General features: G+C 71.1%; 23 protein-coding genes and 1 tRNA gene. 15 read left to right on the plus strand and 9 right to left on the minus strand.

Features of this window, described 5'->3' with window-relative positions; all coding sequences use genetic code 11:
* On the minus strand, positions 1 to 437 hold a 437-nt coding region (locus tag K338_RS23870), incomplete at its 3' end, for a transposase domain-containing protein (protein ID WP_211218262.1).
* 133 nt (positions 438 to 570) lie between these two features.
* Entirely contained in the window at positions 571 to 1,098 is a 528-nt protein-coding gene (locus K338_RS23875) for a MarR family winged helix-turn-helix transcriptional regulator (protein ID WP_022919627.1), read from the minus strand.
* Positions 1,099 to 1,292: 194 nt separating this feature from the next.
* Here K338_RS23875 and K338_RS0118395 point away from each other — a divergent pair, with 194 nt between their 5' ends.
* Positions 1,293 to 3,098 (plus strand): ABC transporter ATP-binding protein, encoded by a 1,806-nt coding sequence (locus K338_RS0118395; protein ID WP_022919628.1) that lies wholly within the window; start codon positions 1,293 to 1,295, stop codon positions 3,096 to 3,098.
* Between the two features lie 129 nt (positions 3,099 to 3,227).
* Here the strand turns inward: K338_RS0118395 and K338_RS0118400 are convergent, their stop codons facing one another.
* The gene (locus K338_RS0118400; protein ID WP_022919629.1) at positions 3,228 to 3,707 is read right to left on the minus strand and encodes a methylated-DNA--[protein]-cysteine S-methyltransferase; all 480 of its coding nucleotides are present in this window, start codon (positions 3,705 to 3,707) and stop codon (positions 3,228 to 3,230) included.
* 168 nt (positions 3,708 to 3,875) lie between these two features.
* The gene (locus tag K338_RS23880) at positions 3,876 to 4,742 is read right to left on the minus strand and encodes a DNA-3-methyladenine glycosylase family protein (RefSeq protein ID WP_022919630.1); all 867 of its coding nucleotides are present in this window, start codon (positions 4,740 to 4,742) and stop codon (positions 3,876 to 3,878) included.
* 78 nt (positions 4,743 to 4,820) lie between these two features.
* On the opposite strand from K338_RS23880, the gene K338_RS0118410 reads away from it, so the two are divergent.
* The 6 genes from K338_RS0118410 to K338_RS0118435 all read left to right on the plus strand — a co-directional run bounded on the left by K338_RS0118410 (position 4,821) and on the right by K338_RS0118435 (position 11,124).
* Positions 4,821 to 5,219, plus strand: coding sequence for a PPOX class F420-dependent oxidoreductase (locus K338_RS0118410; protein WP_027287024.1), 399 nt, complete (start codon positions 4,821 to 4,823; stop codon positions 5,217 to 5,219).
* Positions 5,220 to 5,248: 29 nt separating this feature from the next.
* Positions 5,249 to 6,679, plus strand: a complete 1,431-nt coding sequence (gene cysS / locus K338_RS0118415) for a cysteine--tRNA ligase (protein ID WP_022919632.1) — start codon at positions 5,249 to 5,251, stop codon at positions 6,677 to 6,679.
* A complete protein-coding gene (gene rlmB / locus K338_RS0118420) occupies positions 6,669 to 7,628 on the plus strand; it encodes a 23S rRNA (guanosine(2251)-2'-O)-methyltransferase RlmB (protein ID WP_022919633.1) in 960 nt (319 codons plus the stop codon). The genes cysS and rlmB overlap by 11 nt, the downstream gene beginning before the upstream one ends.
* Positions 7,629 to 7,800: 172 nt before the next feature.
* Positions 7,801 to 9,150 (plus strand): hypothetical protein, encoded by a 1,350-nt coding sequence (locus tag K338_RS0118425; RefSeq protein ID WP_022919634.1) that lies wholly within the window; start codon positions 7,801 to 7,803, stop codon positions 9,148 to 9,150.
* A gap of 106 nt (positions 9,151 to 9,256) precedes the next feature.
* On the plus strand, positions 9,257 to 9,958 hold the full coding sequence (locus K338_RS0118430) for a ThuA domain-containing protein (RefSeq protein ID WP_022919635.1): 702 nt from the start codon (positions 9,257 to 9,259) through the stop codon (positions 9,956 to 9,958).
* A gap of 53 nt (positions 9,959 to 10,011) precedes the next feature.
* The gene (locus K338_RS0118435) at positions 10,012 to 11,124 is read left to right on the plus strand and encodes a Gfo/Idh/MocA family protein (protein ID WP_027287026.1); all 1,113 of its coding nucleotides are present in this window, start codon (positions 10,012 to 10,014) and stop codon (positions 11,122 to 11,124) included.
* A 100-nt stretch (positions 11,125 to 11,224) separates the two neighbouring features.
* Here K338_RS0118435 and K338_RS0118440 read toward each other — a convergent pair whose 3' ends face one another.
* The 4 genes from K338_RS0118440 to K338_RS0118455 all read right to left on the minus strand — a co-directional run bounded on the left by K338_RS0118440 (position 11,225) and on the right by K338_RS0118455 (position 16,116).
* Positions 11,225 to 12,472 carry a DUF4032 domain-containing protein gene (locus K338_RS0118440; RefSeq protein ID WP_022919637.1) on the minus strand — a complete coding sequence of 416 codons (1,248 nt, stop codon included), beginning with the start codon at positions 12,470 to 12,472 and terminating at the stop codon, positions 11,225 to 11,227.
* 155 nt (positions 12,473 to 12,627) lie between these two features.
* Complete coding sequence (locus K338_RS0118445) at positions 12,628 to 13,752, minus strand: ABC transporter ATP-binding protein (protein WP_022919638.1); 1,125 nt, start codon at positions 13,750 to 13,752, stop codon at positions 12,628 to 12,630.
* Positions 13,753 to 13,871: 119 nt separating this feature from the next.
* On the minus strand, positions 13,872 to 14,702 hold the full coding sequence (gene otsB / locus K338_RS23885; RefSeq protein WP_022919639.1) for a trehalose-phosphatase: 831 nt from the start codon (positions 14,700 to 14,702) through the stop codon (positions 13,872 to 13,874).
* Positions 14,695 to 16,116, minus strand: coding sequence for an alpha,alpha-trehalose-phosphate synthase (UDP-forming) (locus tag K338_RS0118455; RefSeq protein WP_022919640.1), 1,422 nt, complete (start codon positions 16,114 to 16,116; stop codon positions 14,695 to 14,697). Before K338_RS0118455 ends, otsB begins: the two co-directional genes overlap by 8 nt.
* 210 nt (positions 16,117 to 16,326) lie before the next feature.
* Here K338_RS0118455 and K338_RS0118460 point away from each other — a divergent pair, with 210 nt between their 5' ends.
* The 7 genes from K338_RS0118460 (at position 16,327) to K338_RS0118490 (ending at position 23,656) form a co-directional block, all read left to right on the plus strand.
* Positions 16,327 to 18,000, plus strand: a complete 1,674-nt coding sequence (locus K338_RS0118460) for a serine/threonine-protein kinase (protein ID WP_022919641.1) — start codon at positions 16,327 to 16,329, stop codon at positions 17,998 to 18,000.
* 134 nt (positions 18,001 to 18,134) lie between these two features.
* Positions 18,135 to 18,674, plus strand: coding sequence for a hypothetical protein (locus K338_RS25730; RefSeq protein ID WP_022919642.1), 540 nt, complete (start codon positions 18,135 to 18,137; stop codon positions 18,672 to 18,674).
* A gap of 123 nt (positions 18,675 to 18,797) precedes the next feature.
* Entirely contained in the window at positions 18,798 to 19,583 is a 786-nt protein-coding gene (locus tag K338_RS0118470) for a DsbA family protein (RefSeq protein ID WP_022919643.1), read from the plus strand.
* 11 nt (positions 19,584 to 19,594) lie between these two features.
* Positions 19,595 to 20,422 carry a DsbA family protein gene (locus K338_RS24825; protein ID WP_022919644.1) on the plus strand — a complete coding sequence of 276 codons (828 nt, stop codon included), beginning with the start codon at positions 19,595 to 19,597 and terminating at the stop codon, positions 20,420 to 20,422.
* A 71-nt stretch (positions 20,423 to 20,493) separates the two neighbouring features.
* Positions 20,494 to 20,569 (plus strand) — tRNA-Thr (locus tag K338_RS0118480).
* Between the two features lie 109 nt (positions 20,570 to 20,678).
* Complete coding sequence (locus tag K338_RS23895; RefSeq protein WP_022919645.1) at positions 20,679 to 21,515, plus strand: hydroxymethylpyrimidine/phosphomethylpyrimidine kinase; 837 nt, start codon at positions 20,679 to 20,681, stop codon at positions 21,513 to 21,515.
* A gap of 98 nt (positions 21,516 to 21,613) precedes the next feature.
* Positions 21,614 to 23,656 (plus strand): S9 family peptidase, encoded by a 2,043-nt coding sequence (locus K338_RS0118490; protein ID WP_022919646.1) that lies wholly within the window; start codon positions 21,614 to 21,616, stop codon positions 23,654 to 23,656.
* 22 nt (positions 23,657 to 23,678) lie between these two features.
* Here the strand turns inward: K338_RS0118490 and K338_RS0118495 are convergent, their stop codons facing one another.
* Positions 23,679 to 25,592: an acyl-CoA dehydrogenase family protein gene (locus K338_RS0118495; protein ID WP_022919647.1), complete on the minus strand. Its 1,914-nt coding sequence runs from the start codon at positions 25,590 to 25,592 to the stop codon at positions 23,679 to 23,681.
* A gap of 107 nt (positions 25,593 to 25,699) precedes the next feature.
* Between K338_RS0118495 and K338_RS0118500 the strand changes: the two genes are divergently transcribed.
* Positions 25,700 to 25,970 (plus strand): transposase (locus tag K338_RS0118500; protein ID WP_027287028.1); only part of this gene is annotated, 271 nt, incomplete at its 3' end.

Raw genomic sequence — 25,970 nt, forward strand, 5'->3', positions numbered from 1 at the left:
ACCTGATTCGCCTCGGTGTCCGCGACCGGGATCTGGGTGCCGTCGATCGCTACCACCAGGCGGCCCGCGAACCTCACCGAATCCTCGGCGTGGGTGGCCGCGGAGCCAGCGAGCAGCGTGAACAACTCACGCAACGGCCCGGGCCCCACCCGCCGCATCGCCTGCACGATCGAGGACTTCGCCGGTCTCGGCACCAGCACGGACAACCCGCTGCTCAACCGCCCCCAGACCTGCTGCCACCCCTGCTCAGCGAACAAGGCACCAGCCAGTAGGAGATACACCACGACACGAGAAGGCAGCCGCCGCAATCGCCGCTCCCGCCCGCCCACGGCCTCCAGCGCGGCATCGACCATCTCCGGCGGCACAATCGCGGTCAACTCACCCAGATGCCCCACGGCATAGACATCGGACGAAGACGAGATGGCAGAATCAGACATCGCAGCTCTTGTAGGACGGATCGGTCTTGGCGGACAGATCCACTCCTACAAGAGCTGCATCAACCTCTCAGGCACAACGCGCCGCAACACCCCTTGACAACACCCCACCCGGCTTAACCGAACGGCATTGGATCTAGGCCTCCGGCGACCTGTCCGAAGCCGGCCGGTCTGCGGGCTCGGCGCCCGCTCCAGCGGCGGTTTGTGCTGGCTGGCTGGCCGGTTGGATCAGGCGACGCAGCAGCTGGGCGAGCAGCTCTCGCTCCTGTGGGTCGAGCCGGTCGAAGAGCGCCCGCTGGGCATCGTGGCGGGCTTGCTCCACCTGGGTCGCCAGCTCGCGTCCGGCATCGGTGACCTGCACCAGCACCGCCCGTCGGTCGTGTGGTGCCGGGCAGCGCGCCACCAGTCCCCGCTCCTCCAGGGAGTCCACTACTTCGGTAGCCGAGCGGGGCGCGATGCGTAAGCGCGCGGCCAGGTCGGACACCCGGTCACCGCCCTCGGCATCGACTGTGCGCAGCGCCATCGCTTGGTGCGGGGACAGGCCCCACTGGTGCAGCGACTCCGCCCACCCACGGCGCATCTGGTGGGCGGCGTGCAGCAGCAGCTCGCTCACGTCTGCGTCTGGCCCGGGCGGCTCGCGGTGCCGACGTGGCCACGATCTCATCCCACAACTCTAGCGCCCGTCCCACATAATGAGGTAACCTCACTACCGCGTTGCCTCATTACCTGCCACCGGTGCTCGCCGGAGCAGTCACCCGGCGACCGCCCACTCGCCACGAACCGAGGTGACCCTGCTCAGCGCCCGGTGCCCACCGTCAGGGTGTCTCGCCCTCAGCTCTCCTTGGAAGGAGGTGCCCATTGGGACCGGACCACCCTTCTCGCATCGACCCGCAGGACACCGCCCAGCTCGCCGCGCACCCGGTCTCCGCCCGGCGGGTCGCCGCGCTGTTCCGTCCGCACGCAACAGCGATCGCGCTCGTCCTGGCACTCATCGTCGGGTCGTCGCTGGTCGGCCTCGCCACGCCGTTCCTGACCAAGCGCGCCATCGACGACGCGCTGGTGAACCAGGACCTACGCCTGTTGCTGCTCCTGGTCGGCGCGATGATCGCGGTCACCGTGGTCACCAACGTGCTCGGTGTGCTGCAGACCTGGCTGTCCACCAGCGTCGGCCAGCGTGTGATGCACGGTCTGCGTACCAGCGTCTTCGCCCACCTGCAGCGCCAGCCGCTGGCCTTCTTCACCCGCACCCGTGGCGGTGAGGTGCAGTCCCGGCTCACCAACGACATCTCCTCGATGCAGTCGGTGGTGACCAGTGCGGCCACGTCGGTGGCCGCCAACGTGACCACCGCCGTCGGCTCGATCGTCGCCATGGTGGCGCTCAGCTGGCAGCTGTCCCTGTTCTCCCTGCTGGTGCTGCCCCCGTGCATCCTGCTCACCCGCAAGGTGGCCCGGATGCGGCGCGTGATCACCGCGGAGCGACAGCGCACCATGGCCGGTCTGCACTCCCAGATCGAGGAGTCCCTGTCTGTCAGCGGCGCCATGCTCGGCAAGACCCTCGGTGCCACGGGTTACCTCACCGAGCGGTTCACCGTCAGTTCGCTGGCGCTGCTCGGACTGGAGGTGCGGTCCCAGCTGGCCGGCCGGTGGCTGATGGCCACGATGACCATCGCCGTCGGCATCATCCCAGCGCTGCTGTACCTGGCGGCTGGTCTGCCGATCGGCCAGCAGGTGACCATCGGCACCCTGGTCGCCTTCATCGCGTTGCAGTCCGGTCTGTTCCGCCCACTGATGGGGGTGCTGAACGTCGGCGTGCAGGTGGTCAGCTCGATGGCGTTGTTCTCCCGCATCTTCGAGTTCCTCGACCTGCCGGTGCCGATCGATGACCCCGCCCACCCGGTGACCATCGACCCGACCGGCTCCGGCCACCTGGAGCTGGACGAGATCTCCTACCGCTACCCCGGCGCGAAGCAGGACGCAGTGCACCACCTCAGCCTGGACATCCAGCCGGAAGAGCACCTGGCGCTGGTGGGGGAGTCCGGTGCTGGCAAGAGCACCGTGGCTGCCCTGCTGGCCCGGTTGCACGACGTGGACTCCGGAGCGATCCGCATCGACGGCGTGGACCTGCGCGACCTGCGCCTGAGGGACGTGGCCGCACTGGTCGGCGTCGTCTCCCAGGAGACCTACCTGCTGCACGACACCATCGCCGAGAACCTGCGCTACGCCCGCCCGGAGGCCACCGACGCCCAGATCGAGCAGGCTGCACGTGATGCGCAGGTCCACGACCTGATCACCAGCCTCCCGGACGGGTACGACACCGTGGTCGGCGCCCGCGGTTACCGGTTCTCCGGCGGGGAGAAGCAGCGGCTCGCTCTTGCCCGCACCCTGCTGCGCGATCCCCGGGTACTGGTGCTGGACGAGGCGACCAGTGCACTGGACAACGAGACCGAACGCGCTGTGCAGGCCGCGCTGGAGACCGTCAGCCGCGGGCGCACCACCGTCACCATCGCGCACCGGTTGTCCACGATCCGCGATGCCGACCAGATCGTGGTCCTCGATGGCGGCCGGATCGTCGAGCAGGGTACGCACGAGGAGCTGGTCTCCCGGGGTGGACGGTACGCCTCGCTGGCCGCCCGCGAGCCGGTGGCGGCTGCGCCGGCCGGCTGAGCTGCACCCGCCGGCAGCTTCCCGCCCCGGAGGCAGGTGCGGGCCGGGTGGAAGATCCCTCCGAGGCGCAAGGGTGCCTTGATCGAGGTGGGTGTGCACCAGGGCAGGCTGCCTGCTCCCGCGGTGAGGCTAGAAGAGAGTGCTGCCACGCTGCTCCAGGTCTAGCAGGTACCGTTTCGTAGCGGTCCCGCCGCCATACCCGGTCAGCGACCCGTCGGCGCCGATCACCCGGTGGCACGGCACGATGATCGAGATCGGATTGCGGTTGTTCGCCAGCCCCACCGCCCGCGCGGCCCCCGGCTGCCCGAGGTCCGCGGCGATCTCGCCATAGCTCCGGGTCTGACCGTAGGGGATCTCCTGCAACGCCGACCAGCAGGCCAGCTGGAACGGGGTGCCTCGCGGTGCCAGGGGCACGTCGAAGGTCTTCCGCTCGCCCGCGAAGTACTCATCCAGCTCCGTGACGACGGCGGAGAACGGCCTGGCATCGTCGGTCACCTCGCCCTCCGGTCGGCTGGGGTGACCCGGGTAGTACAACGCGGTCAGCGCGGTGCCGTCCCCCAGGAGCACGAGCGGTCCGACCGGGGAGGTGATCTTGTGCCGGTAGATCATCGCTGCACCTCCCTCGATCTCCGCTACGACTGGTCCGCCTCCGCTGTTCGCGGTCCGCCCGCCTGCGGAGGCAACTTTGTGGCACTGAGGCAAGAAAATGCTGCCTCCGTGACACAAAAGTACCTCGGTACGGGGATGGTGGGTGCGGGGCGGTGCGCGGCCCGGACATCAGCGCCGGGCGAGCTGTGCTGCACGCCACAGGTGGTGGGCCGCATAGCTGCGCCAGGGTGCGAACTCCGCCCCGCTCGGATCCAGCGGCTCCCCGCTGAGGCGTTCTGCTGTGCGCCGCAGCACCAGGTCGGTGCCGCAGAACGCATCCGGGTCATCCAGCGCCCGCATCCGCACGTACTGCGCGGTCCACGGCCCGATCCCGGGCAGGGCGAGGAGCGCCTGCTCGACCTCGGCCGGGGCGCGGACGTCGGCCAGCTGGTCGTCGGCGGCCGCGTCCGCCAGGGCGAGCACCGCCCGACGGCGACTGGCAGGCATGGCCAGGGCTGCGCCCTCATCGGCGAGGGAGAGCACCTGGACCGGCGTGGGGAACAGGTGCGTGACCGACCCCACGGGTACCGCCAGTGCGGTGCCGACCTTCCGCACCACCCGCGCGGTGAGCGTGCGTGCCGCTCGCAAGGAGACCTGCTGGGCCAGCACCGCGCGTAGCGCGACCTCGAACGTGCCCGGGTGCCGGGGTGCGCGCAACCCGGGCCGGGCGCGGACCAGCTCACCGAGCCACGGGTGCTCACCGAGCCCGCCCAGGACCGCCGCCGGGTCCGCTCCGGCATCGATGGTCCGCAGCGCGAGCTCCCGGGCGGCCTCGGCATCGGCGGGCTCGGAGAGCACCGCAGCGGCGCGCACGTGCCCGCCGGAGCGCTGCAGCACCAGCACACCTGGCCCGCCGGGCAGGTGGACTGCACGCCGGTAGGTCGCCGTCTCGCACTCCTCCACCCCAGCGGCCACCCGGGCGGCGAGGTAGTCCCAGAGTGCGTCGGCATCCAGCGGTGGGCTGTAGCTGACGTCCAGATCGACCACCGGGTGCATGGGTCGATCCTTGCACGCATGACCCAGAGCGGTAGGCCTTGCCTGCACGGCAGACGGCTGTGGGGTACGGTCACGAACATGACAGGTATGTCCGAGGATGCGAAACGTCTCCTCAACGAACCGGAGTACGCGGTTCTGGCCACTGTCGAACCTGATGGGCGACCGCAGCTGTCCGTGGTGTGGATCGCTCGGGACCATGAAGACGTGCTCGTCTCCACGGTTCGCGGTCGCCGCAAGGAACGCAACCTGCGCCGGGACGCCCGCGCCACGCTGCTGGTGTACCCGGCCGACAACCCGCAGGAGTACCTCGAGGTGCGCGGGGCGGTCAGCATCGAGGACGACCCGTCCGGCTCGCTGATCCAGGCATTGAGCCAGAAGTACACCGGCGAGCCCTTCACCGAGGACGAGGGCACCGACCACGAGCGGGTGATCGTCCGGCTGCGTCCGGAGCACGTGGTGCACCGGCGCGGCAGCTGACCGGTTGCCGCACGGGTAAACTCCGCCAGGTGAGTGTTCGCCTGCATGATTCCGCCACCCGTGAGGTCCGCGACCTCCAGCCACGCACACCTGGGCATGTGGGCATCTACCTGTGTGGCGCCACTGTGCAGGGGGCCCCGCACATCGGGCACCTGCGCTCGGCGATCGCGTTCGACATCCTGGTGCGCTGGCTGCGCCGGTCCGGTCTGGGCGTGACCCTGGTGCGCAATGTCACCGACATCGACGACAAGATCCTGGTGAAGTCCGCCGAGGCCGGAGTGCCGTGGTGGGCCTGGGCGCACCGGTTCGAGCGGGCGTTCGGTGCTGCCTACGACGCCCTGGGTGTGCTGCCGCCGGATTACGAGCCGCGCGCCACCGGGCACGTACCGGAGATGATCGAGCTGATCGAGCGGCTCATCGAACGCGGCCACGCCTATGCCGGCAACGAGGGCAACGTGTACTTCGACGTGCGTTCCTGGCCCGCCTACGGGGAGCTCACCCACCAGCGGCTGGAGAACCTCACCACCGAGGAGGAGGATGCCTCGGACAAGCGCGACCCGCGGGACTTCGCGCTCTGGAAGGCCACCAAGTCCACCGATCCGGAGGGCGCCAGCTGGGCCACCCCGTGGGGCCGTGGCCGGCCGGGCTGGCACCTGGAGTGCTCGGCCATGGCGCGCAAGTACCTCGGCGAGGGCTTCGACATCCACGGCGGCGGCATCGACCTGCGGTTCCCGCACCACGAGAACGAGAACGCCCAGTCCAAGGCTGCCGGCTGGGACTTCGCGGGGCTGTGGATGCACAACGCGTGGGTGACCGTCGGCGGGGAGAAGATGAGCAAGTCGCTCGGCAACTCCCTGACTGTGGCCGCAGTGCTGGACCGTGCCGATGCGGTGGTATTGCGCTACGCTCTCGGCGCCGTGCACTACCGGTCCACGCTGGAGTTCAGCGACGCCAGCCTCGCCGAGTCCGCCGCCGCCTGGGAGCGCATCGCCGGATTCGTCACCAAGTCCGCTGAGCGCACCGGTGCCGCCACCGCTGAGGAGGTCGCCGCTGTTGACCTGCCCGAGGGTTTTGCCGCCGCGCTGGACGATGACCTGAACGTCTCTGCCGCGCTGGCAGTGCTGCACGAGCACCTGCGCCAGGCGAACACCGCACTCGCCTCCGGCGACGATGCCGCGGTGACCACGGCCCACCGGCAGGTGCGGGGCATGCTGGACGTCCTCGGTCTGGATCCGCTGGCCGAGCAGTGGTCCGGTGCTCAGGCCGGTGACGGCGCAGCTCACCAGGCGCTGTCCGTGCTGGTGGACCAGCTGGTCACCGAGCGTGCGACTGCGCGTGCAGCCAAGGACTTCGCCCGCGCCGACGAGCTGCGGGACCGGCTCACCGCTGCGGGTGTGGTGGTCGAGGACGGCGCCGACGGCGCCCGGTGGAGCCTGCGCGGAGGTCACGATGGCCGGTAACTCCCGACGGCCGGGGGCGGTGCGCCGCACCGGCAGCAAGAAGGGTCCGCAGGTCGGCACCGGCGGTCACGGCCGGAAGGCGCTGCGCGGCAAGGGGCCCACGCCGAAGGCCGAGGACCGCCCGTACCACCCGGCGGGCAAGCGCAAGGCAGCCGCGCAGAAGCGCAGCCAGGCGCGGCCGAAGAACCGCGGACCGAGGAGCGCCGGTGGGTACGAGGTGGTCGCCGGCCGGAATGCGGTGGTGGAGGCGCTGCGCGCCGGGCTGCCGGTCCGGGCCCTGTACCTGGCCTCGGCCGCCGATGCCGACGGGCGCACCCGGGAGGTCCTGCAGCTGGCCGCCGAAGCCGGTGCCCCGGTGCACCAGGCCACCCGCGCCGACCTGGACGCCCTCACCGGCGGCAGCGCCCACCAGGGGGTGGCGATCGAGGTGCCGGCGTACCGCTACGCCGACCCCGAGGACCTGCTCACCAGCGCCACCACCGAGGGCCGGACGCCACTGATCCTCGCCCTGGACGGTGTCACCGACCCGCGGAACCTCGGTGCCACGCTGCGCTCGGCCGGTGCGTTCGGTGCCGACGGCGTGGTGGTGCCGGCACGGCGCGCCGCCGGGGTGACCGTGGCCGCCTGGAAGGTCTCCGCCGGTGCCGCCGCGCGCGTGCCGGTGGCCCGGGCTACCAACCTGGTGCGCACCCTGGAGGCGTACAAGAAGGCCGGCTGCTTCGTCGTCGGTCTGGACGGGGACGGCGCTACCGCGATCGGCGACCTCGAGCTGGCTACCGAACCGCTGGTGCTGGTGCTCGGGTCGGAGGGCAAGGGGCTGAGCCGGCTGGTCCGGCAGACCTGCGACCTGGTGGCCGCCATCCCGATCGCCTCGGCCGTGGAGTCGCTGAACGCCGGTACCGCGATCGGCATCGCCCTGTACGAGGTCGCCCGTCGCCGCAGCGCCTGACCCGCCCGGCCGTTCCCTCTCGCCCGCCCGCCGCCCCACCCCCTCGCGTGCTGAATCCATTCATTCGCGACTTCCTGCGTGGGGTCGTGCTCTGCGGTATCGCCCCGGCGCGAGAAGTCGCGAACGCGTTGCGCGCGAGCGGAGGCTGCCGAGCGCTGGGTAGGCTGACGTCATGAGCATGTGGCAGCGCACATCCGGGCAGGTGGACGCGCCTGCCTCCAGGGTGCACCGCAGCACCGGGTTCCTCGACGGCGCCCAGGTGATCGCCCGGTTGGAATACGATCCGCAGGATCCGACCAGCGCCTGGGTGACGGTCGCCGTCGACGAGGACGACCGGGTCGCAGTCCTCGGCGAGAGCGGGGCGGACGTGGTGGCTGGCCCGCCGCTGGCCGAGCTCGTCACCGCGCTCGCCCAGGAGGTGCAGGGGGTGGTCACCTTCGCCGACGAGACCGCCCGGGCGCTGCCTCCTGGAGAAGGTGACGAAGAAGACGACGACGACCCGTTCGATCCGCAGATCGGTATCGTAGTGGTCGCCGACCGGGCCGTGGTGTGCACATCGGCCGGCCGGGACAGCCTCGAACGGCTCGCCACGGCCGCAGACACCACGCTGCAGGCGTTGCCAGTGGCGTTCGGGCACGCTGTGCTCGTCGAGGACGGGCCGGCCGTCGGTGACCTTCCCCTGGAGCAGCTCGGTACACCGTCAGTCGTGCTGCAGCAGACCGCTGACTACCCGGCGCTCGGCGTGACCGGGCCGGACGAGTACCAGCACGTGTGGGGCTTGCAGGCCGCGGTCGTGCCGCTGCAGGCGCCGACAGCGGAGGCGTTCGCCGACGAGGTGCTCGGTCTGGGTGCACTGGCCAGGCAGGTGGTCGAGGCGGTGCCCGGTGCTGACCCGGCTCGGGTGCGTGTGGGCATCGAGTCCGGATCGGGGCCGTTGGACGTGCTGCCCGGGCTGCTCCCCGACGACCCGGTGGCCGCGGTGCTCGCTGAGTTCCTCACCGGGCGGACCGATCTGACCGACCTCGCTGACGTGCTGACCGTCGAGCCGGTGCTGCTCGCAGAAGCGATGCGTCGTCGCGCTCAGGACGCCGCTGACGACGCCCGGCGAGCAGCCGAGGACGCGCGCCGCGCCGCCAGCCAGGCAGCCGACGAGACCCGCCGGCGCGCCCAGGAGGCTGCCGACGATGCGCGCCGCCGTGCGCAGCACGCTGCTGACGACGCACGCCGGATGGCCGACGAGGCCCGCGCCAGCGCCGTGGCCTTCGCCGATGCCGCCGAGGAACCGGTCCGCACCTGGGGACCGTACGGGGCGGCCGGCGTGGACCTGCTGGTCGGGGCGCTGCTCTGGCGGCGGTCCGGCCGGGCCACCCGAGCCGGCCAGCCGATGAGTGCCGGCGCCAAGGTGGTGCGCGGGGTGAGCGTGCTGCTGTTCGCTGCGGCAGCCACCAACGTGGCCGCGGCCGTGCTGGACCGGCGCCGCGCTTCGAGGACACCGCCGAGCAACGTGCAGAGCGAGGACTGACGCGGCCGGTCGCAGCCCGCACGAACAGCGACACCCGGCACGTCTGGCCGTATTGGTTGCGCGGTGCAACTAGACTGGCGGCACCCGAGAATTGACGAGGATCATTGTGACTTCTGCTTCTACCTCCGACCGGCGAGCGCTGGTGGTCCGTGGCGGCTGGGACGGGCACGTTCCCGAGGCCGCCACCGACCTGTTCATCCCGTTCCTGGACCAGCACGGCTTCCAGGTGACGGTCCACGACGACCTGGACGTCTACACCGACGCCGAGACCCTGGCGGCCACCGACCTGATCGTGCAGTGCTGGACGATGGGCACGATCACCGGCGACCAGCTGGGCGGTCTGCGCACCGCTGTGCAGAACGGCACCGGCCTGGCCGGCTGGCACGGCGGCATCGCCGACTCCTTCCGTGCCTCCTCGGACTACCTGCACCTGGTCGGCGGCCAGTTTGCCACCCATCCGGCGCTGCCGGTCGACCAGCGGCCCGGGGGAGAGGCGGACAACTACCTGACGCACACCATCCACATCACCGACGACCACCCGGTGGTGGCCGGTATCGAGGACTTCGAGCTGACCACCGAGCAGTACTGGGTGCTCACCGACGACCTCATCGACGTGCACGCCACCACCACGCACCCGGCCCGGGAGGACCAGCCCTGGCACCGGGAGGTGACCTGCCCGGCGGTCTGGACCCGGCAGTGGGGCGCCGGCCGGATCTTCGTGGCCACCCCCGGGCACTCGGTGGACGTGCTCGAGCACCCGAGCGTGCGCACCATCGTGGAGCGCGGACTGCTCTGGGCGGCCCGGTGAGCGCGGCCGAGCCGGGCCCTGACGACCCCAGCACGGCAACAGCCACGTCCCAGGTGCGCCCCGCCGTCGACCAGGAGTGGCGCAGCGGCCGGGCGGCGCGGATCGGCATCGTCGGCCTGGGCACCATCCTGGGCCAGTACCTGGACACGTTCGAGCGCGCCCAGGGCGCCCAGGTGGTGGCGGTCGCAGACCTGGACCAGGCGCGCGCTGCCGACGTGGCCACCCGCACGGGGGCGCGCGCCCTGACCGTGCCCGAGCTCGTCGACGACGGCGAGGTCGACGTGGTCCTCAACCTCACCGTGCCAGCAGCGCACGCCGAGGTCGCCCAGGCGGCGCTGGCCGCGGGCAAGGCGGTGTACGGGGAGAAACCGTTGGCTGCCACGGGGGAGCAGGCCCGTGCCCTGCTGCAGGCTGCTGCGGCGGCTGGGCTGCCCACCGGCGGTGCCCCGGACACGGTGCTGGGAACCGGGGTGCAGACCGCACGTGCAGTGATCGACGAGGGCACGATCGGTGTGCCCGTGGCGGCCAACGCCACGTTCGCCGCCCCGGGACACGAACGCTGGCACCCGAACCCGGACTTCTACTACCTGCCCGGCGGCGGCCCGCTGATGGACATGGGCCCGTACTACCTGACGGCGTTGGTCACCCTGCTCGGCGGTGTCACCTCGGTGATCGGTGCGGCGAGCACGTCCGCCCCGGAGCGGGTGATCGGCTCCGGCCCGCGCGCCGGTGAGCGCATCGGCGTGCAGGTGGCCACGCACGTGACCGGGGTGCTCACCCATACCGGTGGGGCACTGTCCACGATCGTGATGAGCTTCGACTCGGTGGCCACCCAGGCACCACAGATCGAGGTGCACGGGACCGCCGGCTCGCTGAGCGTCCCGGACCCCAACCGGTTCGACGGACCGGTGCGGCTACGCACGGCAGGCGCTGACCAGTGGCAGGAGGTGGCGCCGTCGGCCGGGTACCTCGAGGCAGGTCGTGGGGTGGGGCTGCTGGACCTGGTGCGCACCCCGGCCGGTCAGGACGGGCGGGCCTCCGGCGCGCTGGCGGCACACGTGCTGGAGGTGATGGAGGCGGTGCTGGGCTCCGCGGAGCAGGGCCGGGAGGTACCGATCAGCACCCGCACCTCGCGACCGGCTCCGGTACCGCTCACCCGGATCTGAGCTCGCCCTACGGTCTCGGAGGCACTTCTGTGACATTGAGGCTCAAAATTCCGACCTCCGTGTCACAGGACTGCCTCAGTGCGCCCGAAGCAGCGAGGTTTCAGTCGTGCTCGATCGCGCGCAGCGTGGCGGTGTCCAGACCGAGGATCGCTTCCTCGTCCGGCCGGTGCCGCAGCACGTTGTCGATGTAGGAGTCCACGGCCTGCGGCATCGGGATGTCGTGCCCGGCGTTCTGCGCCATGAACCACCGGTGCTCGAGCAGCTCGTGGAAGAACTCGGCCGGCTCCAGCTTGCCGCGCAGGTGCCGGGGGATGGCGCGCACGGTCGGCTCGAACACCTCCGCGAGCCACTCGTGGGCGACGAACTCCTCGTTCTCGCCGAGCTGGTCGGTCGCCGCCTGGTAGGTGTCCATGTCGTTGAGCAGCCGCCGCGCCTGGTTCTCCTCCACGTCCAGCCCGGTCAGCCGCATCAGCCGCCGGTGGTGGTGCCCGGCGTCCACGACCTTCGGCTGGATCGCCACAGTGGTGCCGTCGATGTCGGTGGTCATCTGCAGCTCGCCCACGTCGTAGCCGAGCTCGTTCAACCGCCGGATCCGGTCGGAGACCCGCCAGCGCTCGGTGGTGCCGAACTCCTCCACCCTGGTGAGCTCGTCCCACAGCTCGTGGTAGCGGCTGACGATCATCTCGCCCACGGCCACGGTGTCCACCTCGTCCAGCAGCAGGTCGCCGGCGTCCAGGTCCATCAGCTCGCCGATGATGTTCACCCGGGCGATCTCCAGGTCGTACTCCCGCTGCCCCCTGGTCAGCGAGTCGTGCAGCTCGCCGGTCTCGGCGTCCACCAGGTAGGCGGCGAACTCACCGGCGTCCCGGCGGAACAGCGTGTTCGACAGCGACACGTCGCCCCAGTAGAAGCCGGTCAGGTGCAGACGCACCAGCAGCACCGCCAGAGCGTCGATGAGCCGGGTGGCGGTGTCCGGTGCCAGGTACCGGCTGAACAGGGCACGGTAGGGCAGGGAGAACTTCAGGTGCTGGGTGATCAGCACCGAGTTCAGCTCTTCGCCCTCGGGGGTGGTGCGCCCGGTGATCACTCCCACCGGTTCCACGGACGGCACGTCCAGGCGGCCCAGGTCGCGGAGCAGCTCGTACTCTCGATAGGCGACCGACTCGCCGATCTCCTTGACTGCCAGCACCCGTCCGGACAGGCGCACGAATCGCACCACATGGCGGGAGATGCCGCGGGGCAGGGCGGCGAGGGTCTTCTCCGGCCAGTCCTCCAGGGGAATGTGCCACGGGAGGTCCAGCAGCGCCGGGTCCGGGGCGGCGGCGGTGATCTTCAGTGCCGAGGGCATGGGTCTCAGTCTGTCAGGTCCGAAAGGTGCGGGCGCGGTGCGGACGGCGCAGCGCGGCCGGGTGGAGGATCGTTCCGGAGCTTGGTCGCGGGCACCGGAACGACGAACGGGGCAGGTCCGCGCCGGACCTGCCCCGTTCGCGGGAGAGTGCGTGCTTACTCGGGCAGACGCTCACCGGAGGCAGCGGAGAAGACGTGCTTCTGGCCCTCGCGGATCACCACGTGGATGCGGTCGCCCTTCATCGGCGGGGTGCGCGGGTCCACGCGGACGATCACCTGGGAGTCGTCCTCACCGGAACCGAGCGCCTCGGCCTCCTTGCGGTTGGCGAGCTCACCGTAGACGAACGCGTCCGAGCCGAGCTCCTCGACCAGGTTCACGTCGATGGCGAACGAGCCGTCGGTACCTTCGGAGACCACGTCGAGCGCCTCCGGGCGGAAACCGAGGGTGATCTCACCCTTGTCCGCCTCGGTGACCGCCTCCTGCGTGGTGCGGGTCAGCGGGATGGCGGCGTCGCCGAGGGTGGCGTGCCCGTCCTTGATGGAGAAGGTGCCCAGGTTCATCGCCGGGGAGCCGATGAAGCCGGCCACGAACACGTTCGCCGGGCGGTCGTACATGTCCCGAGGGGTGCCCACCTGCTGCAGCACACCGAGCTTCATCACGCAGATCCGGTCGCCCATGGTGAGCGCCTCGGTCTGGTCGTGGGTCACGTACACCGTGGTGACGCCCAGGCGGCGCTGCAGCGAGGCGATCTGGGTGCGGGTCTGCACCCGCAGCTTGGCGTCCAGGTTGGACAGCGGCTCGTCCATGAGGAACACCTGCGGCTGGCGCACGATCGCGCGGCCCATCGCCACCCGCTGCCGCTGACCACCGGAGAGTGCCTTCGGCTTGCGGTCCAGGTACTCGCTCAGGTCCAGGATCTTGGCGGCCTCCTCGACCCGCTCGCGGATCTCCTTCTTCGGCTTGCCGGCGATCTTCAGCGCGAAGCCCATGTTGTCGGCCACGGACATGTGCGGGTACAGCGCGTAGTTCTGGAACACCATCGCGATGTCCCGGTCCTTGGGCTGCACGTCGGTCACGTCCCGGTCACCGATGAGGATGCGGCCGGAGTTCACGTCCTCCAGGCCGGCGAGCATCCGCAGCGAGGTGGACTTACCACAGCCGGACGGACCGACCAGGACGAGGAACTCGCCGTCAGCCACCTCCAGATTGAGTGCATCCACGGCGGGGCGCTCGGTTCCCGGGTAGATCCGGGTGGCGTGATCGAAGGTCACAGTTGCCATGAGTGTTGCTTCCCTTCACCGGCAGGTACGTGCCGGACGATCCGTTGTGAAGAGTGTCAGGTGTCACCGCTGACACAGCTGCGACCCCCGTGGTCGAGCCGAGTGCATTGTTGCACATCTCAGCGCGAGGACCGGGTCGCCCGCCACATGGCAAGACGCTGCAGCATCTGCGCGACCTCCTCGACCCCGGCCACCCGGTGCTCGGCGACGGTCCGCGCAGCGCCCACCTTGACGCCCACGTCACCGGGGCCGAGCACAGCCAGCGCAGTCTCGTCAGTGACGTCGTCGCCGGCGTACAGGGCCGGGACACCGGGTCGCGTGGTGCGCAACGCCTGCAACGACTCGCCCTTGGTGGCATCCACGACTGCGAGCTCGACCACCTGGTCGCCGTGCATCGCGCTCACCCCGGCTAGCGTGCCCGGTCCGGTCATCGCCTCCCGCAGCACGGCCTCGGCCTGCTCGTCGGGCAGCGCCCGGGTGTGCACGACGGCGGCGGCCGGCTTGTGCTCGATCCACACCCCGGGGTGGGCGTGGGCGATCTGCTCGACGGCGGAGGTCACGTGTGCGAGCAGGTTCTGCTGGTCCTCGGTCAGCTCCACCGGGGTCAGGTGCAGCTCACCTGCGGCGTCCACCTCGCCGCGCTCGGCGCCGTGGCTGCCCACCAGCACAGTGCCGGGCGGAGGGTCGGCGAGCCGAAACAGGTCGGCCAGCGGGCGGCCGGAGACCAGCGCCAGGTGCACGCCCGGCTGCGCGCCCAGGTCGTGCAGTGCGGCGGCGGAGGCCGGTAGCGGGCGGGCATCGGCCGGGTCGAGCACGAACGGGGCGAGGCAGCCGTCGAAGTCCAGGGCCACGAGCACCGCAGGGGCAGCGATGAAGTCCTGGAGCGCTGCGGTCAGCTCCGGTCCGCCCGGCTCGGTGCCGCTGGGCCGGGAGCTGGTGGGCTCACTCATGGGGATTGCGGTCTGCGGCCAGGGCGGTGAGGAACTTGCGAGCCCAGGACTGCACGTCCCCGGACAGCACCCGCTTGCGCAGTGCCCGCATCCGGCGCCTGCGCTCCGGTGGTTCCATCGTGGCGGCCCGCATCATCGCCGACTTCAGTCCTTCGATGTCGTGCGGGTTGACCAGCAGCGCCTGACCGAGCTCGTCGGCCGCGCCGGCGAACTCGCTGAGCACGAGCACCCCACCCAGGTCATGCCGGGCGGCCACGTACTCCTTGGCGACCAGGTTCATCCCGTCCCGCAGCGCCGTCACCAGCATCACGTCGGCGGCTCGGTACAGGGCGACCATCTCCTCCTGCGGGTAGGAGTGGTGCATGTAGTAGATCGCCGAACGTCCCCAGGAGCTGTAGTCGCCGTTGATGTTGCCGACCATGACCTCCACCTCCTGGCGCAGGTTGCGGTACTGCTCCACCTGCTCCCGACTGGGACTGGCCACCTGCACCAGTGCGGTGGTGGGCACGGTGACCTTCTTCTCCGCGAGCAGCTCGCCGAACGCTTTGATCCGGTGCCGGATGCCCTTGGTGTAGTCGAGCCGGTCCACACCGAGCAGGAGCACGTCCGGCTCGCCCAGCTCGCGGCGCAGCTCAGCGGCGCGCTGCGCAGTCTTCTCCGAGCGGGCCAGCTCGTCCACCTGCGTGGAGTCGATGGAGATCGGGAAGGTGCCCACGCGCACGTGCCGCTCCGGGCGGGTCCAGTGCTGGCCGATGGTCACCGACTGTCCGCGGGGGGTGAAGTCGGTGAACCGGCGCACTGCGCGCAGGAAGTTCGCGGCATCACCGGTGCGCTGGAAGCCGATCAGGTCCGCACCGAGCAGCCCCTCGACCACCTGCTTGCGCCAGGTGAGCTGACCGAACAGCTCCACCGGCGGGAACGGGATGTGGTTGAAGAACCCGATGCGTACGTCCGGGCGCAGCCGGCGCAGCATCTGCGGCACCAGCTGCAGCTGGTAGTCGTGCACCCACACCGTGGCACCCTGTGCCGCTGCTCCGGCGGCAGCCTCGGAGAACCGGCGGTTGACCTCCAGGTAGGAGTTCCACCAGGTGCGGTGGTACACGGGGTTGACGATCACGTCGTGGTACAGCGGCCAGAGGGTGGCGTTGGAGAACCCCTCGTAGTAGTTGGCCACCTCAGCCTTGCTGAGTGGGACCGGCACCAGGTGCATGCCGTCCGCCTCGAACGCGTCCAGCTCAGTGTCCGCACGGCCTGACCAGCCCACCCACGCACCGTCCTGGGACTGCATCACCGGGTGCAGGGCGGTGACCAGGCCGCCGGGGGAGCGGTCCCAGGAGACCTTGCCCTTGCTGCTCACCTGCACGTCCACCGGCAGGCGGTTGGCGACGACGACGAACTCGTGCGATCCAGACATGTCCCTCACTCTTCGGTTGCTGTGGCCAGGCTATCCAAATATCGCCCAGATCACTTCTCGGGACGCTTCCCGGCGCAGGGCCTGGCCCGCCCGGCACGTCCCGGCTGGCTGTGTCCTGGCGCACGGTGGCTGCGGGGGTCCTGTGCAGGTGTCGGTGCTACCCGGTGTGGGGCGCCGCCCGGTGCCAGCTGGTGGCGTAAGTTGCCTCATATGGCCGGCGAACGGGGCGAGCAGCAGCCGCCGACCCGAGAGGTCGGGGGATATCGCCTGCTGCACACGCTCGGCTCCGGCGGTATGGGTACCGTCTACGAAGCGATCGACGCCGAGGGCCGGCACGTGGCGCTGAAGCTGCTGCACCCGGCGTTCAGCGCCGACGAGGCGGCCCGGGAGCGGCTGCGCCGCGAGGTGGCCACCTTGCACCGGGTGAAGGGGGAGTCGGTCGCCCGGGTGCTGGACGCGGAGGCGGAGTCGGCCGAGGCGTTCATCGTCACCGAGCTGATCGACGGGCAGTCGCTGGAGGACTCGATCCGGGAGCACGGGCCGATGGACGCCGACGAGCTCGCGGACCTCGCTGACGGGCTCGCCGGGGCGCTGGAGTCCATCCACGCCGCCGGAGTGCTGCACCGCGACCTCAAGCCGGGGAACGTGATGCTCACCGACGACGGCCCGGTGGTCATCGACTTCGGCATCTCCCAGCTTGCCGACGACCCCCGCATCACCCAGACCGGGCTGGTCACCGGCACCCCCGGATACGTGGACCCGCAGGTGATGCACGGGTCGCACCCCACCCTCGCCGGCGACTGGTGGGGCTGGGCCGCGGTGCTGGTGTTCGCCGCCACCGGACGCCAGCCGTTCGGCCGCGGCCCGGGCGTGCTGATGCGGGTCGAGTCCGGACGCGTGGACACCGACGGTCTCTCCCCGCGCAGCGCCCAGGTGCTGCGGCGTGCCCTGCACCCGGACCCGGACCGGCGGATGCGCCCCGAGGTGGTACGTCAGGCGCTCGCGGACCACGCCGCAGGCCGCGAGGTCACCACGCTCCTGGCCGACGAGGACGATCCGTCCCAGGGGGACGACCCGGCCACCGAGCTGGCACCGGCCGCGGAGATGGCGGACGCACCAGCCGTGCTGCCACCCACCTACGCCCCGGGCGAACCGGCCGCGGCCCAGCAACCCGGTGCCGAGCTCGGCCCGCGCACCGCCTACCTGCCCACCACGATGCAGCCCAGCCCTGAGCCACCGCCGCAGACAGGCGTGCCGCCCGGGTGGCATCCCGGCGGTGCCCAGTGGCCGCCGCCCCCGCAGGGCGACCAGCTGCCGGCGTGGTTCCGACCGGCGCCGGCGCGCGGGTGGATCTCGCTGTGCTGGCTGTTGGCGGTGGTGGGCCTGGGCCTGGTGTACCCGGCGGTGCTGCTGCTCGTGCTGACCGCACTGGTGGTCCTGCTCGGCGGCATCGGCTCGGCCGCCCGGTCGCTGCGCCAACGACGGCTGCAACGGGGCCCGGGTCGCTGGGACCGCACCTGGGTCGGTGCCACGTTCCCGGCCCACCTGCTCCTGGCCGCCCTGCTCACCCTGCCTGGTGCGATCGTCGGCGCAGCAGGTGCGGCGATCGTGTGGATCCTCGGGGTGGACACCTTGCCGATGCAGGCGGTGCTCCCCGGGACTGTAGCCGTGGCTGCCCTGCTGCTGTGGTGGACCCCCTCCAGCGGCCGCGCCCGGGAGGGGGAGCGGGTGGTGCTACGCCTGGTCGCCCCCCGGGGCCTGGGCGGTGCACTGTGGATGCTGGGCGGGCTCGCGCTCGCCGTCATCGGGCTGATCCTGTTCCTGGGCGTCGGGGACGGTCCGCACTGGACCCCCTTCCCGGCACCACCCAGCTCCTTCTTCTGACCCACCCACAGGTGCCGAACGCTCTGGTTCGCGGCTCCCGGCCGGCGTGTCGCCGCGAACCAGAGCGTTCGCGCACACCGAACGGGGCGGCCGCGGCTTCCGACGGCCCCACCGCGGTGCGTATCCTTGGGCGCATGACCGGACGGTGGGTGCCCCACGTGCGCACGCTCGCGCGTTCGGCCTCGCCGGCCCCGGGTGGTCCGGCGGCGCTGCTCAGGCCCGCGTCCGGTGCCGCGCTCGCTGCCGTCGGGCTCGCCTGGTCGGTGCTGACCGTGCTGCTGTCCAGCGCCCTGCGGCCGGCCGACTGTGTGGGCGCCACCGGTGTGGGCGGCTTCATCGCCCAGAACCTCGCCCAGATGCGCAGCGTCGCCGACTGCCCCAGCGGCACTGTCGGCTACGGCCCGCACACGGTCGCAGCAGTCGGTGCCGCCAGCGCCCTGCTCGCCGGTCTGGTGATCGCGCACGCAGCTGCCAGCGTGCTGGCCTGCTGGCTGGGCCGGGCCGGCCACGCCACCCGCAGCCTGCTTGCCGCGCTCGCCCGGCCGCTGCCGCGGCTGCTGCGCCGCTGGAGCACCCCCACCCTGGTGACCCTGACGGACTGGCGAGGCACCGCCGTCGTGCTGGAGGACCTGCAGCTGCCGCTCTGGCGGCGCGGACCACCCATCCCGGCCTGATCGCCCCGGCAGCGGAACAGCACCCGGGCGATCACGGTGGCACGCCACCGCCGGCACAGCAGACCGCTGCGGCACGCCCAAACCCACTCTCGCCATGTGGCGACCCGACCAAGGACCGAACTGATGGCACAAGCCAAGCTCACCAAGTCCCAGCGGCGCGAGGCCGCACGCAAAGAGGCCGAACGCCTCCGCAAGGCCCAAGAAGCGCGCGACAAACGCGGCCGCGCCATCCTCATCGGCGTCGTGGCCGCAGTGCTCGCGCTGATCATCGTCGCCGTGGTGGTGATCGCCAAGCAGGCCAACCGCACCCTGCTCTCCGACTTCGAGGGTGCCATGCCGGCCAATTCCAACCTGCACGGCGGTATCCCGTTCGGCGCCGACGGAGCCGGCAGCACGAACGAGGGCGCACCCGAGGTGGACATCTACCTGGACTTCATGTGCCCCTACTGCGGTGACTTCGAACAGGTGAACGGCCCGGACCTGGCCCAGGCGGCGGCCGACGGTGAAGCCACGGTGATCTATCACCCGCTGAACTACCTGGACCGGTTCTCCGAGGGCACCGAGTACTCCACCCGGACCGCGGCCGCGTTCGCCTATGTGGCCACCGAGGCGCCGGACACCGCGCTGGACTTCATGGCTGCCCTGTTCGCGCAACAGCCGGAGGAGGGGTCCTCCGGCCTCACCGACGAGGAGATCACCGACATCGCGCTCGAGGCGGGAGTGCCGCAGGACGTCGCGGACAGCATGACCGACGGCACCTACGCCGAATGGGTGGCTGTGGCCAGCGAGCAGGCGAGCAAGCACGACGGCATCGGTGGTACCCCGACCGTGCTGATCGACGGCGAGGAGTGGGACGGCAACCGGACCAACCCGGGTGAGCTGCTTGCCGACATCCAGGCGGCCGGCTGAGGACACGCGAGATGGCACGACGCACCGCCACCAAGGGCAGCAGGCCCGCGGGCACCGGCAAGGGCACGAGCGCGAACCGCGCCGGGCACACCGGCGCCGACCGCAAGCGCAGCGAGCGGCTCGCCAAGGCCGCGCGGGAGGGCTCGCGGCGCACCGGTCGCCTGACCCTGACCATCGTTGCGGCGGTCGTGCTGGTGCTGGTGGCGGTGAGTGTCGTGGTGTTCGTCCAGGCGGCGCAGCGCACCTATATCGACGAGCTCGACTCGGTGCCGGAGCACAGCAACCGGCATGGCGGTATCGAGGTCGGTGCCCAGGGAGTGGCCGGGCAGGTGGATCCGGACCTGCCGGTGCTCGATGTGTATGTGGACTTCATGTCCCCGGAGAGCGCGCAGTTCTTCGCCGCGAACGGGCGGGACCTGAACGAGCTGCGCGACTCCGGTGAGGTCACGGTGAGCTACCACCCGGTGGCGTTGGTCGATCCCGGCGCCGCAGGTGCCTCCCGCCGGGCCGCGCAGGCGGCGATCGTGGTGGCGCACTACGAGCCGGACCTGTTCGCCCCGTTCGTCGGGGCGCTCCTGGGCACCCAGGGCCAGGAGATGCGTACGCTGGGCGACCGGGAGCTGGCGGCCCTCGCGCTGGAGACCGGGGTCTCCCAGCACACGGTGGACTCGTTCACCGATGCGATGTTCCCGGGTTGGGTGGCTGCTGCCACGAACCAGATGCGCCGGGACACTGACGCCGGCACCACCCCGCTGGTCCGCCTGGACGGCAGTACGCTGGAGGCCAGCTGGCAGCAGGAGGGCGCCCTCCGGGCGGCCGTGGTTGCCGAGCTGGAGTAGACCGGTCCGGTTTCGCCTTCGGTGGGGCGGATCTGGCACACTCGGCACGTCCGGTCCTGACCACCGGGCCCGCCACCTTAGCTCAGCTGGTAGAGCACTCGCCTTGTAAGCGAACGGTCGTCGGTTCGAGTCCGACAGGTGGCTCCATGACCCTCCACCCACCGCAAAGTCAATAAGGATCGGGCATCCGTGCCCGGGTTCCAGTGACGCTGATGATGGAATGCCTTCGGCCCGATCAGCGGCGTACCGTAGGAGCGTGACTTCTCTCTCCTACGTGATCGCAGGTTCCGAGGCGACCGGCGGCGCCGGTATCCAGGTGGACCTGAAGACCTTCCAGGCGCTGGGCACCTACGCCGTGGGCACCTTGACCTGCATCGTCTCCTTCGACCCGAAGAACGACTGGGGCCACCGGTTCGTGCCGGTCGACCCGCAGGTGATCGCTGCCCAGATCGAGGCCGCCACGTCCTGCCACGACCTGGACGTGGTGAAGATCGGCATGCTCGGCACCCCGGCGACCATCGACACTGTCGCGGCCTCGCTGGCCGAGCAGCCCTGGCGGCACGTGGTGCTCGACCCGGTGCTGATCTGCAAGGGCCAGGAGCCGGGTGCCGCCCTGGACACCGACAATGCCCTCAAGGCACAGATCCTCCCGCTGGCCAGCGTCATCACGCCGAACCACTTCGAGGCCTGCACCCTGTCCGGGATGGAGCGGCTGGAGTCGGTGGCGGGCATGGCCGAGGCCGCCCGCCGCATCCACGCCCTGGGGCCGCAGCACGTGATCGTCAAGGGTGGGGTGGAGCTGCCCGGCCCGGACGCGGTCGACCTGCTCTTCGACGGTGAGACCGTGACCGTGTACTCCACCCCGAAGATCGGCCAGGAGCGGGTCAGCGGTGCCGGGTGCACCTTCGCTGCCGCCGTCACCGCCGAGCTGGCCAAGGGCACCGACATCCACGACGCCGCCCGGATCGCCAAGCAGGTCGTCACCCAGGGCATCACCGACCGCCGGGCCTCCGCCGCCCCGTTCGACGCGGTCTTCTTCGACGGCACGCTGCGCGAGGACGTGGCCGCTCGGGTGCAGGTCGCTACCCTCTGAACCCCTCGCGAACGCTCGGCTTCGCGGCGGGACGGCGCTTTCCCGCCGCGAAGCCGAGCGTTCGCGCCCCTGTGGCGGGCGACGCATAGGGTGACCCTATGCGTCCTGAACACCTGAGCCTCTTCCGCATGCCCGGCCGCGCCGCGGTGCACCCCGACGGCAGCTGGGCGGTGGTCTCCATCGCCCGGCCGGACACCGAGGACGACTCCTACCCCGCCACGCTGTGGCGCGTGCGCCTCTGCGACGGCGAGCTCACGCCGTTCACCCACGGCTGGCGAGACACCCAACCGGTCTTCACCCCGGACGGGCAGCACCTGGTGTTCCTGCGCCAGGCCAAGGACGGCAAGCCGCAGCTGGCGGTGCTGGACCTGGCTGGCGGGGAACCGCGGGTGCTCACCGATCACCCGCTCGGCGTCTCCGCACCGGTGCCGGCACCGGACTCCACCCGGGTGGCCTACACCGCGCGGGTCCCGGAGCCTGGCCGGTACGGCACGGTCGACGGCGTGGGGCCAGGTGCCGAGCCACCTCGCCACATCACCACCTTCCGGTACCGCCTGGACGGGGCCGGGTTCCTCCCGGACAAGCCGCAGCACGTGTTCGTGCTCGACCTGCCGTCACCGGCAGACCCGGTCGACGACGTCCCTCGCCCAGAGCAGGAGAGCCCCAGCGGTGAGCAGTCCGGCACGGCTGCCGGGGAGCGCGCGCCGGGGGAGCGGGACAAGCCGCTGACCGTGCCGGGCGTCACCACTCGCCGGCTGACCACAGCCGCGGCCGACCACCGCATCCCGGTGTGGACCCCGGACAGCCGGCACGTGCTCGTGCTGCGCGCCCAGGAGGACGCCCTGGCACCCGAGCTGGTGCTGCACGAGGACGCCGCCGGTGCCGATGCGCGGGTGCTGGACGTGGCCGGCCTGGTGCCTGCTGGTCTCGCGTTCAGCCGCGACGGGGCGACGCTGTGGCTGCTGCTGTCCGACTTCGGGCCGGACCGGATGGACTTCATCGGCCGCTCCCCGGCGCTGTACCGGGCCGACTGGCAGGCCGAGGCGGCTCGTTTCGACGCCGCCACCCTGGAGCGGCTCACCGACCCGACCACCACCTCGCTGGCCGGGGAGCTGGAGATCGCAGGGGAGGATGTGCTGGTCGGCCGGATGCACCGCGGCACCATGGAGGTGGCCCGCTGGCGCGAGGGACGCCTGAGCACCGCCCTCGCTGGTGAGGTGGAGTCCAGCGGAGCGTGCGCCGTCGGCACGGACGGCTCCGCACTGGCCACGGCGAGCAGTGTGGACACGGTCGGCGACCTGTGGCTGCTGCCCTCCGACGGTGCCCCTGGGCGCGTCACGGACCTGTCCCGCCGGCTGCGCGCCGAGGCCGGGGTGATCACGCCGGTCGAGACCACGGCGACCAGCCCGGACGGCTACCCGGTGCACGGCTGGGTCGCGGTGCCCGAGGGGGACGGGCCGCACCCGGTGCTGCTGCTCATCCACGGCGGCCCGCACGCGCAGTACACGCCCACGTTCTTCGACGAGGTGCAGACCTACGCCGGGGCGGGCTACGCCGTCGTGTTCTGCAACCCGCGCGGCTCGGCCGGCTACGGGCAGGAGCACGGCCGAGCGATCACCGGTGCGTTCGGGGACCGGGACGCCGCCGACGTGCTCGCCTTCCTGGACGCCGCGCTCACCGACCCGCGGCTGGCTGCCGACCGGGTGGGGGTGCTCGGCGGCTCCTACGGCGGGTACATGACCGCGTGGCTGACCACCCGCACGGACCGGTTCGTCGCGGCGATCGTGGAGCGCGGGTTCCTGGACCCGGCGAGCTTCGTGGGTTCGGCGGACATCGGCTGGTACTTCTCCGAGGCCTATGTGGGCTCCGACGCCGAGCAGGTGACCGCGCAGAGCCCGATGGTGCACCTGGACAGGGTGCGCACGCCCACGCTGGTGATCCACTCCGAGCAGGACTGGCGCTGCCCGGTGGAGCAGGGGCAACGATGGTACGTGGGCCTGAAGCAGCGGGGTGTCCCGGCCGAGCTGCTGCTGTTCCCGGGCGAGGGGCACGAGCTGAGCCGGTCGGGCACACCGAAGCACCGGCTGGCCCGGTTCGAGCACATCCTGCGCTGGTGGAACCGGTACCTGCCGGTGGGCTGAGAGAAGTGCGCGGCGTGCGCGCTCAACGGTAGCTGCGGTGCACGTTCGACTCGGTGGACGGGCCGCGGTGCTCCTCGGCGATCCACGGGCCGGTGCCCTCGCTCACGTCCAGCACCCCGGCCTCGGCCCAGGTGAGATCGCCGTCGAGCACCCGGGTGGCGAGCTTCTCGTCCCGGGCGTCGGTGTTCCTCCAGAGCGCCTTGAACAGCCCCTCCACCCGCAGTCGGGACTGTCGGCAGAACGCGTCCGCCAGCCGCTGGGCCGACTCGGCTTCCGCTGGCTCGCGGCGCGCGGCATAGGCGCACACGGCGGTCATCGCGAACAGCTCGGCACCGATGTCCACGATCCGGCCGAGGAACCCCTGCTTGTGCTCCAGGCCGCCCTGCCAGCGGGCCATCCCGTAGAAGGTGGACCGGGCCAGCCGGCGGCTGGCGCGCTCCACGTACCGCAGCTGCCGGGCCGAGGGACCGAGGTCGGCATAGGACGAGGGCGCGTTGCCGGGGCCGGTGAGCAGCTTCGGCAACCAGGTCGAGTAGAACTTCGCTGCGGCCACCAGCGCCTCGGAGCGCTGCGCAGCAGTGGCGTCCGGGTCGATGATGTTGCCCGCGACGGACAGGTGGGTGTCTACTGCCTCCCGGGCGATCAGCAGGTGCATGATCTCGCTGGAGCCCTCGAAGATGCGGTTGATGCGCAGGTCCCGGAGGAGCTGTTCGGCCGGTACGGCACGCTCTCCGCGGGCCTGCAGCGAGGCGGCGGTCTCATAGCCGCGGCCACCACGGACCTGCACCAGGTCGTCAGCCACCCGCCAGGCCATCTCCGAGCACCACAGCTTGGCCAGGGCCGCCTCGATGCGGATGTCGGCCGCGCCGGAGTCGCTCAGCTCACCAGCGATCTCCACCACCGCCTCCTGGGCAAAGGTGGTGGCGGCCATGAACGCCAGCTTGTGCGCCACCGCTGGGTGCCGCCCGATCGGCCGACCCCACTGCACCCGTTCCCCGGACCACTCCCGGGCGATCTTCAACGACCACTTGCTGCCGGCCACGCACAGCGCCGGGATGGACAACCGCCCGGTGTTCAGCGTGGTCAGCGCGATCTTCAGCCCCTGCCCCTCCCGGCCGACGATGTTCGTAGCGGGCACCCGCACCTGCTGGAAGCGGGTGAGCCCGTTCTCCAGACCCTTCAGGCCCATGAAGGAGTTGCGCCGCTCGACGGTGATGCCCTCCGAGTCCCCCTCCACCACGAACGCGGTGATGCCTCCTCTGCCGCCCTCGTGCTCCGGGACCCGGGCCATCACCACCAGCAGCTCGGCGAGCACACCGTTGGTGGTCCACAGCTTCACCCCGTCGATGAGGTAGTCGCCCTCCGGGGTGGGGGTGGCGGTGGCCTGCAGCCGGGCCGGGTCGGATCCGACGTCCGGCTCGGTGAGCAGGAATGCCGAGATCGCACCGGCCGCGCACCGGGGAAGGTAGCCGGCCTTGAGGTCCTCGGAGCCGAACTGCTGCACCGGTTCGGGTACACCGATCGACTGGTGCGCCGAGGCGAGGGCGCCGATGCTGGGGTGTGCGGATCCGAGCAGCATCAGAGCGCGGTTGTAGTGCACCTGGCTCAGGCCCAGGCCGCCGTACTCGGTGGGGATCTTGATCCCGAACACGCCAAGGTCGATCAGGCCGGCGAGCACGTCATCGCCGATGAAGTCCTCCGCCTCGATCTGTGCACCGTCCACGTGCTCGCGCAGGTGGTCGGCGAGCCGGGCGAGGAACTCCTCACCGCGGGCCTGCTGGTCGGCGTCGGTCACGGTACGGGACCAGATCAGGTCTGGGCGGAAGTCGCCGAGGTAGAGCTGCTTGGCGAAGGACTCCTTGCTCCACTCGGTCTGCCGTGACTGCTCGGCGACACGCCGGGCCTCACGCTCGGTGACGGTAGGGCTGGTACTCATCATCGCCTCCTCGCGATATCCGGTACTGCCAGTATGCGCTACTTTCTCGGGTTCCGCCTAGGGCGTGTCTCCCATATGTGAGGGGGTTTTGCCTTGAGGGTTGAGGGATGGCTACTACTGCAGCGTCCCGGGATCGGGCTCTTTCGGATGAGCAGTGGGAGCGGATTGAGCCGTTGCTGCCCTCGAACGAGGGTCGTAAGGGGCATCCGTTCGAGAACAACAGGATGATCGTGGAGGGCATCATCTATCGTGCTCGGACCGGTATTCCGTGGCGGGATCTGCCCCGGGAGCGGTTCGGACCCTGGCAGACGGTGTGGAAGCGCCACTACCTCTACGCACGGCTGGGAGTGTGGGACGAGATCCACGCGGTACTGATGG

The organism is Ruania albidiflava DSM 18029 (assembly GCF_000421225.1).
GTDB classification, from domain to species: Bacteria; Actinomycetota; Actinomycetes; order Actinomycetales; family Beutenbergiaceae; genus Ruania; species Ruania albidiflava.

Bases quoted from the DNA above. Each gene is read 5' to 3' on its own strand.
- K338_RS23875 (WP_022919627.1), bottom strand. From the start codon at position 1,098: ATGAGATCGTGGCCACGTCGGCACCGCGAGCCGCCCGGGCCAGACGCA.
- K338_RS0118400 (WP_022919629.1), bottom strand. From the start codon at position 3,707: ATGATCTACCGGCACAAGATCACCTCCCCGGTCGGACCGCTCGTGCTC.
- K338_RS23880 (WP_022919630.1), bottom strand. From the start codon at position 4,742: ATGCACCCGGTGGTCGATCTGGACGTCAGCTACAGCCCACCGCTGGAT.
- K338_RS0118410 (WP_027287024.1), top strand. From the start codon at position 4,821: ATGACAGGTATGTCCGAGGATGCGAAACGTCTCCTCAACGAACCGGAG.
- rlmB (WP_022919633.1), top strand. From the start codon at position 6,669: ATGGCCGGTAACTCCCGACGGCCGGGGGCGGTGCGCCGCACCGGCAGC.
- K338_RS0118425 (WP_022919634.1), top strand. From the start codon at position 7,801: ATGAGCATGTGGCAGCGCACATCCGGGCAGGTGGACGCGCCTGCCTCC.
- K338_RS0118440 (WP_022919637.1), bottom strand. From the start codon at position 12,472: ATGCCCTCGGCACTGAAGATCACCGCCGCCGCCCCGGACCCGGCGCTG.
- K338_RS0118445 (WP_022919638.1), bottom strand. From the start codon at position 13,752: ATGGCAACTGTGACCTTCGATCACGCCACCCGGATCTACCCGGGAACC.
- otsB (WP_022919639.1), bottom strand. From the start codon at position 14,702: ATGAGTGAGCCCACCAGCTCCCGGCCCAGCGGCACCGAGCCGGGCGGA.
- K338_RS0118455 (WP_022919640.1), bottom strand. From the start codon at position 16,116: ATGTCTGGATCGCACGAGTTCGTCGTCGTCGCCAACCGCCTGCCGGTG.
- K338_RS0118460 (WP_022919641.1), top strand. From the start codon at position 16,327: ATGGCCGGCGAACGGGGCGAGCAGCAGCCGCCGACCCGAGAGGTCGGG.
- K338_RS25730 (WP_022919642.1), top strand. From the start codon at position 18,135: ATGACCGGACGGTGGGTGCCCCACGTGCGCACGCTCGCGCGTTCGGCC.
- K338_RS0118470 (WP_022919643.1), top strand. From the start codon at position 18,798: ATGGCACAAGCCAAGCTCACCAAGTCCCAGCGGCGCGAGGCCGCACGC.
- K338_RS24825 (WP_022919644.1), top strand. From the start codon at position 19,595: ATGGCACGACGCACCGCCACCAAGGGCAGCAGGCCCGCGGGCACCGGC.
- K338_RS0118490 (WP_022919646.1), top strand. From the start codon at position 21,614: ATGCGTCCTGAACACCTGAGCCTCTTCCGCATGCCCGGCCGCGCCGCG.
- K338_RS0118495 (WP_022919647.1), bottom strand. From the start codon at position 25,592: ATGAGTACCAGCCCTACCGTCACCGAGCGTGAGGCCCGGCGTGTCGCC.